Below are 9975 nucleotides of genomic sequence, written 5' to 3' on the forward strand. Positions count from 1 at the left end.
CGCATGCCCCAGCACCACCGCCACCTCACCACACACCACATCCACCAACACCCGCCCCTGCTCCTCACCCGACAACCCCACCAACCGACCGGCCAGCCCGTCGTGATGTGTCGCGGTGGCGGTGGTCTGGGCCGTTCGTCGTGGCTGGCGGACCAGCCCGCGCAGGGTGGAGGGGAGCCGACCCGCCTGGGCCTGTGCCGTCAGGGCGGCGAGGTCGAATTTCACCGGCACCAACACCGAGTCGTCCGTGCTCAGGCCGATGTCGAACAGCGCCATGCCTTCGTCGGACGACAGCGGCTGAACCCCGCCACGCCCCATACGGGCCTGGTCGGATTCGCTCATCGTCTCGATCATTCCGCCGGACTCGCCCCAGAGTCCCCACGCCAGGGACACGGCGGGCAGGCCCTGGGCCCGACGCCACTGGGCCAGGGAATCCAGGAACGCGTTCGCCGCCGAGTAGTTGCCCTGGCCCGGGCCGCCGATCGCTCCGGCCGCGGAGGAGAACAGCACGAACGCGTCCAGGTCCAGTTCGGCGGTCAGCTCGTGCAGCATCAGCGCCGCGTCGACCTTCGGCCGGAACACCGCACCCAGGCGATCCTGGTCCAGGCTCGCGATCACACCGTCATCGAGCACGCCCGCCGTGTGCACCACGCCCGTCAGCGGCGACTCCGCCGGAATGCCCGCCAGCAGCTTCTTCACCGCTCGACGCTTCGAGACATCGCAGGCCGCCACGGTGACGTCCGCGCCGAGCTGCTCCAGGCCGGCCTTCAGCTCTCCGGCGCCCGCCGCGTCCACGCCACGTCGGCTGACCAACAGCAACTTTCGTACGCCGTGTTGGGTGACGAGGTGGCGGGCCACCAAACCACCCAGGGTCCCGGTTCCGCCCGTGATCAGCACCGTGCCCTCGGGGTCCAGGACCGGGGAGGAGGTGCCGTCCTCGGCGGGCGTACGTACGTCGGCCGTGGCGGACGTACGTACCAGGCGCGGGATCCACACCGTCCCGCCGCGCACCGCCACCTGGGGTTCTTCCGCCGCGAGCACACCCGCCATCGCGCCACGGGATTCGTGGTGCTCGTCCACGTCCATCAGCACGATGCGGCCCGGGTTCTCCGCCTGAGCCGAGCGCACCAGACCCCACACCGCGCCACCCGCCGGGTCGGTCACCTCGGCATCGCCGGACACCCCGACCGCGCCCCGTGTGACCACGACCAACCGGCTGGCGTTCAGCTCCGGGGCGGCCAGGAACGCCTGGAGGATCCCCAGCACCCTGCCGGAGAGGCCCCGCACCCGCTCGGCGCTGACCACACCGTCGATGGCATCGAGGGCCAGCACGTCCGGTAGCGCCGCACCGGAGCTGACCAGCTCCTCGATGTCCCAGGACATCGACACCGCGCGGGGAGCGAGGGCCGCCGTCGTGGCGTCGACGGGCAGCTGAGTCCACTCCATGCGGAACAAGGAGTCCGTCCCGGGCTGTCCGGCCGTCTTCATCTGATCCGCGGCGACGGCGCGCAGCACCAGCGACTCGACCGATGCCACGGGGGCACCGTCACCGTCGGCGATCTCCAGCGCGACCGATTCAGGACCGGTCGGTGTCATACGCACCCGCAGTGCCGACGCGCCGACCGCGTGCAGGGTCAGCCCACTCCACGCGAACGGGAGAATGACCTTGCCCGCCTCGGCCTTTCGCTCGGTGAAGGCACCGCAGTGCAACACCGAGTCGAGCAGGGCCGGATGCAGCCCGAACCCGGCCGCCGCTTCCGCCTCCTCGGTGGGCAGAGCGACCTCGGCGTAGATGGTCCCGTCGAGTGTCCAGAGGGTCCTGAGCCCCTGGAACAACGGCCCGTAGTCGTACCCCGCCGCCACCTGTGCCTGGTAGAACCCCTCCAGGTCGACGGCTTCCGCGCCCTCCGGCGGCCAGACGTCGAAGGAGCGGGCAGGGGCGGGTGCCTGGCTCGCGAGCTGACCGCTGGCATGGCGCGTCCACGGCGCCTCCGACACCGCATCGTCGGCCCGCGAATACACCGCGACCGAACGCACACCATCGGCCTGCGGCCCGCCGACCGACACCTGCACGCGCACGGCGCCGGACTCCGGCAGAACCAACGGAGCCTCGATCACCAACTCCCGCAACGACCCCGCGCCCACCTCATCCCCAGCACGGACCGCCAACTCCACCAACGCCGCACCCGGCAGCAGAGCCACACCCGATACGACGTGATCGGCCAGCCAGGGCTGAGCGGTCAGGGAGAGGCGGCCGGTGCACAGCACACCGCCGGTGTCCGGGATGGCTACCACGGTGCTGAGCAGCGGGTGTTCGGCCGCGAGGGCACCGTCGACTGCCGATGCGGTCGAGGTGAGCCAGTAGCGCTGTCGCTGGAAGGCGTACGTCGGCAAGTCGACGCGGCGAGCGTCCGAGCCCGCGCCCGCGAACACCTGCGCCCAGTCCACCGCGATGCCGCGCGTGTGCAGCCGTCCTACGGCGGTGAGCAGCGCCCGGCGCTCATCGGCCACATCGCGGCGCAGCGAGGGTACGCCACCGTCGCCCGCCATCGCGGTCAGGACGCCGTCAGGGCCCAGCTCCAGGAACGTGGCCGCACCCTGCTCCCGAAGGGCCTGAACCCCATCGGCGAACCGGACCGTGCCGCGTACATGCTCGACCCAGTACTCCGGCGAACACAGCCGCGCAGGGTCGGCCAGCTCACCCGTCAGGTTCGACACCACCGGCAGACGCGGCGCCGCATACGTCAGCCCGGCAACGACCTGGCGGAAGTCCTCCAACATCCCGTCCATCAACGGCGAGTGGAAAGCATGCGACACCCGCAGCCTCTTCACCCGGCGGCCCTCAAAACGCCCGGCCACCGCCATCACCGCGTCCTCGACCCCGGACAGCACCAGCGATGCCGGACCGTTGATCGCCGCAATACTCACGCCCTCGGTCAGCAGCGGGGCGACTTCATCCTCGGTGGCCTCGACAGCGACCATCACGCCACCCTCGGGCAGGGCCTGCATCAAACGGCCCCGCGCCACCACCAACGCCGCCGCATCCTCCAGCGACCACACACCCGCCACAAACGCCGCCGCCACCTCGCCAATCGAATGCCCCGCAACGAAATCCGGCCGCACACCCCACGACTCCACCAACCGGAACAACGCCACCTCAACAGCGAACAACGCGGGCTGAGCGAACCCGGTCTGGTCCAACAGCTCGGACTCCCCGAACACCACCTCCTTCAACGACCGCCCCAGCAGACCATCCACGGCCCCGCAGACCTCGTCGAAGGCCTCCGCGAACACCGGATACGACGCATACAACCCACGTCCCATCCCCACCCGCTGCGAACCCTGACCCGTGAACACCACACCCAACCGACCAGGAACCACCTCCTCACCACGCACCACACCCAGCACATCCCGCGCCTCATCAACGGACTCCGCCACCACCACCGCACGGTGATCAAAACGCGCCCGCGACGACGCCAACGAGAACGCCACATCCGCCAGACCCACCCCCGGGTGAGCCTCCAGATACGCCCCCAGCCGCTCCGCCTGCGCACCCAGCGCATCGGCGGTCTTCGCGGACACCACCAACGGCACAGGGCCGTCGGACACCGCAGGCTCAGCAGCCTCGTCCTCGACGGACTCCAGCACCACATGCGCATTGGTCCCGCTGATACCGAACGACGACACCGCCGCACGCCGAGGCCGATCCACCTCCGGCCACTCACGCGCCTCCGTCAGCAGCTCCACCGCACCCGCCGACCAATCCACCTGCGGCGACGGCTCATCCACATGCAGAGTCTTCGGCAACACACCCCGCCGCATCGCCTCCACCATCTTGATCACACCAGCCACACCCGCAGCCGCCTGCGCATGCCCGATGTTCGACTTCAACGACCCCAACCACAACGGACGGCCCTCGGCCCGCTCCTGCCCGTACGTCGCCAGCAGCGCCTGCGCCTCGATCGGGTCCCCCAGCGACGTACCCGTCCCATGCGCCTCCACCGCATCGATGTCCGTGGCTGTCAGTCGGGCATTGGCGAGGGCCTGCCGGATCACTCGCTGCTGCGACGGGCCGTTCGGCGCCGTAATGCCATTCGACGCACCATCCTGATTCACCGCGACACCGCGCACCACGGCCAGCACCTGGTGCCCGTTCGCCCGCGCGTCCGACAACCGCTCCAGCAACAGCAGCCCAGCACCCTCGGCCCACGCCGTACCATCCGCACCCGCCGCGAACGACTTGCACCGACCATCCGGAGCAAGACCACGCTGCCGCGAAAACTCGACAAAACTCCCCGGCGTCGCCATCACCGCGACACCACCGGCCAGCGCCAGCGAACACTCACCCGACCGCAGCGCCTGCACCGCGGAATGCATCGCCACCAACGACGACGAACACGCCGTATCCACCGTCACCGCCGGGCCCTCAAAGCCGAACGTGTACGCCACCCGGCCCGAGACCAGGCTCCCTGCCGCTGCCGCCGCTTCGTAGTCGTGGTACATGGCACCGGCGAAGACGCCGGTCCGGCTGCCCTTCAACTCGGTGGGATCGACACCAGCCCGCTCCAGCACCTCCCACGACACCTCCAGCAGCAACCGCTGCTGCGGATCCATCGCCAACGCCTCACGCGGACTGATCCCGAAGAACGCCGGCTCGAACTCCCCCGCGTCGTGGAGGAATCCGCCCTCCCGGACGTATGACTTGCCCGGCTCGCCAGGCGTGGGGTCGAAGAGGTTGTCGATGTCCCAGCCACGGTTCACCGGAAACGAGGAGATGCCATCGCCGCCGTCGGCCACCAACTGCCAGAGTTGCTCGGGCGAGGAGACGCCACCGGGCAGCCGACAGGCCATCGAAACGATCGCGATGGGCTCGGCCGAGGCCGCCAGGGCTTGGTCCCGCTCCTCCTTGAGCTGCTCGTTCTCCATGAGCGAGGCGCGCAAGGCGGTGATGAGCTTTTCCTCGGACACAGACATTTCAGTTCCTCCGTAGCCCGCGACGGGGTCAGTTGTTGGTGGTGCCCATCGCCCGTTCGATGAGGCTGTCGACGTCCATATCCGCGATGAGATGCGACTGGTTCTCCCGAACCTGGTGTGCCGCCACCCCGGTGTTCGTCAGCTGCAGCAGCTTTTCCAGCACTCCCAGGTCCTGGAAACGCTGGAGCGGTACGGTCGCCAGCACACGGCGCAGTCCGGCCTCGTCCACCTCGGAAATGTCACTCACGCCTGATTCCGGCACCAGCTCCGTTCGCAGGTGTTCGGCAAGAACGGCAGGTGAGGGATAGTCGAAGATCAGCGTGGCTGGCAGCCGGATTCCCGTCGCCCCCGCCAGTCGGTTGCGCAGCTCCACGGCGGTGAGTGAATCGAAGCCGAGTTCGCTGAATGCCTGCCCCGCCGCGATATTCGTCGCGTCGGCGTGCCCCAGCACCACGGCGATCTCTCCACGGACCAGCTCCAGCAACCGTGCCGTCTGTTCCTCGACCGACAGCGCCGTGAGCCGGTCCGCCAAAGGCTCGCTCGTGGTGGCACCGCCGCCCGCAGCCCGGCGTGGCTGGCGCACCAGTCCGTTCATGATGGGCGGTAGCTGTCCGGCGCGGGCCTGTTCCGCCAAGCCCGTGAAATCGAACTTCACCGGCACCAGCACCGATTCCTGGGCGTGCAGACCGGCGTCGAACAGCGCCATGCCCTCTTCGGTGAACAGCGGCCGTACGCCGCCACGGTTCATCCGGGCCTGGTCGGCCTGGTCGAGGGCGCTGGTCATCCCGGTGGCCTGGCCCCACAGACCCCAGGCGAGGGACACGGCGGGCAGCCCCTGCGCCCGACGCCACTGCGCGAAGGCATCCAGGAACGCATTCGCCGCCGAGTAGTTGCCCTGGCCCGGACCACCGAGCAGTCCCGACGCGGAGGAGAACAGCACGAACGCGTCCAGGTCCAGCTCGGCGGTCAGCTCGTGCAGCATCAGCGCCGCATCGACCTTCGGTCGGAACACCGCGTCCAGACGCTCCGGCGACAGGCTCCCGATCACACCGTCATCGAGCACACCCGCCGTATGCACCACCCCCGTCAGCGGCGCATCCGCCGGAACCCCCGCAAGCAGCTCGCGCAGGGAGTCACGGTCGGCCGCATCGCAGGCGACGATGTCGACCCGCGCGCCCAGGGCCTCCAGCTCGGCCCGCAGTTCCTGCGCACCGTCCGCCACCGGCCCTCGGCGGCTGGTCAGTACGAGGCTCCGTACACCGTGGGTCGCCACCATATGCCGCGCGACCGCTCCGCCCAGGGTCCCCGTTCCCCCGGTGATCAACACCGTGCCCTCGGGGGCGAGTGCGAGCGACGATCCCTGCGGGGAAGCGGCAGAAGTGGCCACGAGCCGGGGTACGTATGCGGCCCCCGCTCGGACCGCTACCTGTGGCTCGTCCGAGGCCAGCACGGTCGCGATCAGCTCATCGGACGGCTCACCACCCTCGATGTCCACCAACACCACCCGGCCGGGGTTCTCCGCCTGCGCGGAACGCACCAACCCCCACACCGCCGCCCCCGCAGGATCCACCACCTCGGCATCGCGCTCCACACCCACAGCACCTTCGGTGACCACCACCAGACGACCGGAGTCCTCAGAGGCCAGGAACGTCTGCAATTGGCCCAGCACCTCGGCACACAGGCCACGAACTCCCTCGGCCCCCACCACACCAGACCGCGCCCGCACCACCGACGCGGCCTCAACCGGTCCCGGCCCGGTCTCCGTCTGGGGCGGCAGCGGGGACCACTCCACCCGGAACAGCGCATCGCTCCCGGCCGCCGCCCTCAACTGCTCATCAGCAACGGCCCGCAGAGCCAACGACTCCACCGACGCCACGGGCGCACCCGCACCATCAGCGATCTCCAACGACAGTGCTTGCGCACCCGCCGATGACAACCGCACTCGGAGCACCGACGCACCCGCCGCATGCAACGTCACACCATTCCACGCGAACGGCAGCAACACCCCGTCCCCGCCAGACTCACCCGACTCTACAAACGCCCCCGCATGCAACGCCGCATCCAACAACGCCGGATGCAACCCAAACCCCGCCCCATCCCCCGCAGATTCCGCCCCCAAAGCAACCTCGGCAAACACCTCACCACCACGCCGCCACACCGACCGCAACCCCTGGAACACCGGCCCGTAGTCGTATCCCGCCGCTACCCGTCCCTGGTAGAACCCCTCCAGGACGACGGCTTCCGCGCCCTCCGGCGGCCAGACGTCAAAGGAACGGGCAGGGGCGGGTGCCTGGCTCGCGAGCTGACCGCTGGCATGGCGCGTCCACGGCGCCTCCGACACCGCGTCGTCGGCCCGCGAGTACACCGCAACGGAACGCACCCCATCGGCCTCCGGACCGCCAACCGACACCTGCACGCGTACGGCGCCGGACTCCGGCAGAACCAACGGAGCCTCGATCACCAACTCCCGCAACGACCCCGCACCCACCTCATCCCCAGCACGGACCGCCAACTCCACCAACGCCGCACCCGGCAACAACACCACACCCGACACCGCGTGATCAGCCAGCCACGGCTGCACACCCAACGACAACCGACCACTGCACACCACACCACCCGAGTCGGGGACACTCACCACCGAGCTGAGCAACGGATGGCTCTCCGACAGCGCAAGGTCACCCGAGGATTCGTCCGGGATCAGCCAGTAGCGCTGCCGCTGGAAGGGGTACGTCGGCAAGTCGACGCGGCGCGCACCCGTGCCCGCGAACACCGCCTCCCAGTCCACCGGGACACCGCGCGTGTGCAGACGTCCTACGGCGGTGAGCAGCGCCCGGCGCTCATCGGCCACATCGCGGCGCAGCGACGGCACACCACCCTCGCCCACCATCGCGGTCAGGACACCATCCGGGCCCAGCTCCAGGAACATGGCCGCCCCCAGCCCCCGCAAGGTCTCTGCCCCATCAGCGAACCGGACCGTGCCGCGTACGTGCTCGACCCAGTACTCCGGCGAGCACAACCGCTCGGGCTCGGCCAGCTCACCGGTCAGGTTCGACACCACCGGCAGACGCGGCGCGGCATAGCTCAGCCCGGCAACGACCTGGCGGAAGTTCTCCAACATCCCGTCCATCAACGGCGAGTGGAAAGCGTGCGACACCCGCAGCTTCTTCACCCGGCGGCCCTCAAAACGCCCGGCCACCGCCATCACCGCGTCCTCGACCCCGGACAGCACCAGCGATGCCGGACCGTTGATCGCCGCAATGCTCACGCCCTCGGTCAGCAGCGGGGCCACTTCGTCCTCGGTGGCCTCGACGGCGACCATCACGCCGCCCTCGGGCAGGGCCTGCATCAGCCGACCTCGCGCCACTACCAGCGCCGCCGCATCCTCCAGCGACCACACACCCGCTACAAACGCCGCCGCGACCTCGCCAATCGAATGCCCGGCAATGAAGTCCGGCCGCACACCCCACGACTCGACCAGGCGGAAGAGCGCCACCTCGATGGCGAAGAGTGCGGGCTGCGCAAACCCGGTCTGGTCCAACAGCTCGGACTCGCCGAACACAACGTCCTTCAACGACCGCCCAAGCAGACCATCCACGGCCGCGCAGACCTCGTCGAAGGTCTCCGCGAACACCGGATACGACGCGTACAGCCCGCGCCCCATCCCGATCCGCTGCGAGCCCTGGCCCGTGAACAGCACACCCAGTCGGCCAGAACTCACGTCCTCACCACGCACGACAGCCAGCGCGTCCCGCGCCTCGTCGGCGGACTCCGCCACCACCACCGCCCGGTGATCAAACTGCGCCCGCGACGACGCCAGCGAGTACGCCACATCCGCCAGACCCACCCCCGGGTGAGCCTCCAGATACGCCCCCAGCTGCTCCACCTGCGCACCCAGCGCATCCGCAGACTTCGCGGACACCACCAACGGCACGGGGCCATTGGACACCGCGCGCTCAGCATCCTCGGCCTCGACGGACTCCAGCACCACATGCGCGTTCGTCCCGCTGATGCCGAACGACGACACCGCCGCCCGCCGGGGCCGGTCCAGCTCCGGCCACTCACGCGCCTCCGTCAGCAACTCCACCGCACCCGCCGACCAATCCACCTTCGGCGACGGCTCATCGATGTGGAGGGTCTTGGGCAGCACACCGTGCCGCATCGACTCCACCATCTTGATCACACCAGCCACACCCGCAGCCGCCTGCGCATGCCCGATGTTCGACTTCAACGACCCCAACCACAACGGACGATCCTCGTCCCGCCCCTGCCCATACGTGGCAATCAGCGCCTGCGCCTCGATCGGATCGCCCAGCGACGTACCCGTCCCATGCGCCTCCACCACGTCCACATCGGCCGCCGACACACCGGCGTTCGCCAGCGCCTGCCGGATCACCCGCTGCTGCGACGGGCCGTTCGGCGCCGTAATGCCATTCGACGCACCGTCCTGGTTCACCGCGACACCGCGAACCACGGCCAGCACCTGGTGCCCGTTCGCCCGCGCGTCCGACAACCGCTCCAGCAACAGCAGCCCGACGCCCTCGGCCCACGCCGTACCGTCCGCACCCGCCGCGAACGACTTGCACCGACCATCCGGAGCAAGACCACGCTGCCGCGAGAACTGAACGAAGGCGATGGGGGTGGACATGACGGCCACGCCACCCGCCAAGGCCAGTGAGCATTCGCCCGACCGCAGCGCCTGCACCGCGGAATGCAACGCCACCAACGACGACGAACACGCCGTATCCACCGTCACCGAAGGACCTTCGAGCCCAAGGGCGTAGGAAACGCGGCCCGAGACCAAACTTCCCGCGGCGACGGCCTCGGAGTAGTCGTGGTACATAGCGCCTGCGAAGACGCCGGTCCGGCTCCCGCGCAGCGAGGTCGGGTCAATGCCCGCCCGCTCCAACACCTCCCACGACACCTCCAGCAGCAACCGCTGCTGCGGATCCATCGCCAACGCCTCACGCGGACTGATCCCGAAAAACCCCGGATCAAACTCAC

General features: G+C 69.5%; 2 protein-coding genes. Both read right to left on the reverse strand.

What is annotated here, in order from left to right:
- Positions 1–4974 (reverse strand): type I polyketide synthase (locus ACFV9T_RS42030; protein WP_385449006.1); only part of this gene is annotated, 4974 nt, incomplete at its 3' end.
- Between the two features lie 28 nt (positions 4975–5002).
- Positions 5003–9975 (reverse strand): type I polyketide synthase (locus ACFV9T_RS42035; protein ID WP_385449008.1); only part of this gene is annotated, 4973 nt, incomplete at its 5' end.

This window comes from Streptomyces sp. NPDC059850, assembly GCF_042731515.1.
Classification (GTDB): Bacteria; Actinomycetota; Actinomycetes; order Streptomycetales; family Streptomycetaceae; genus Streptomyces.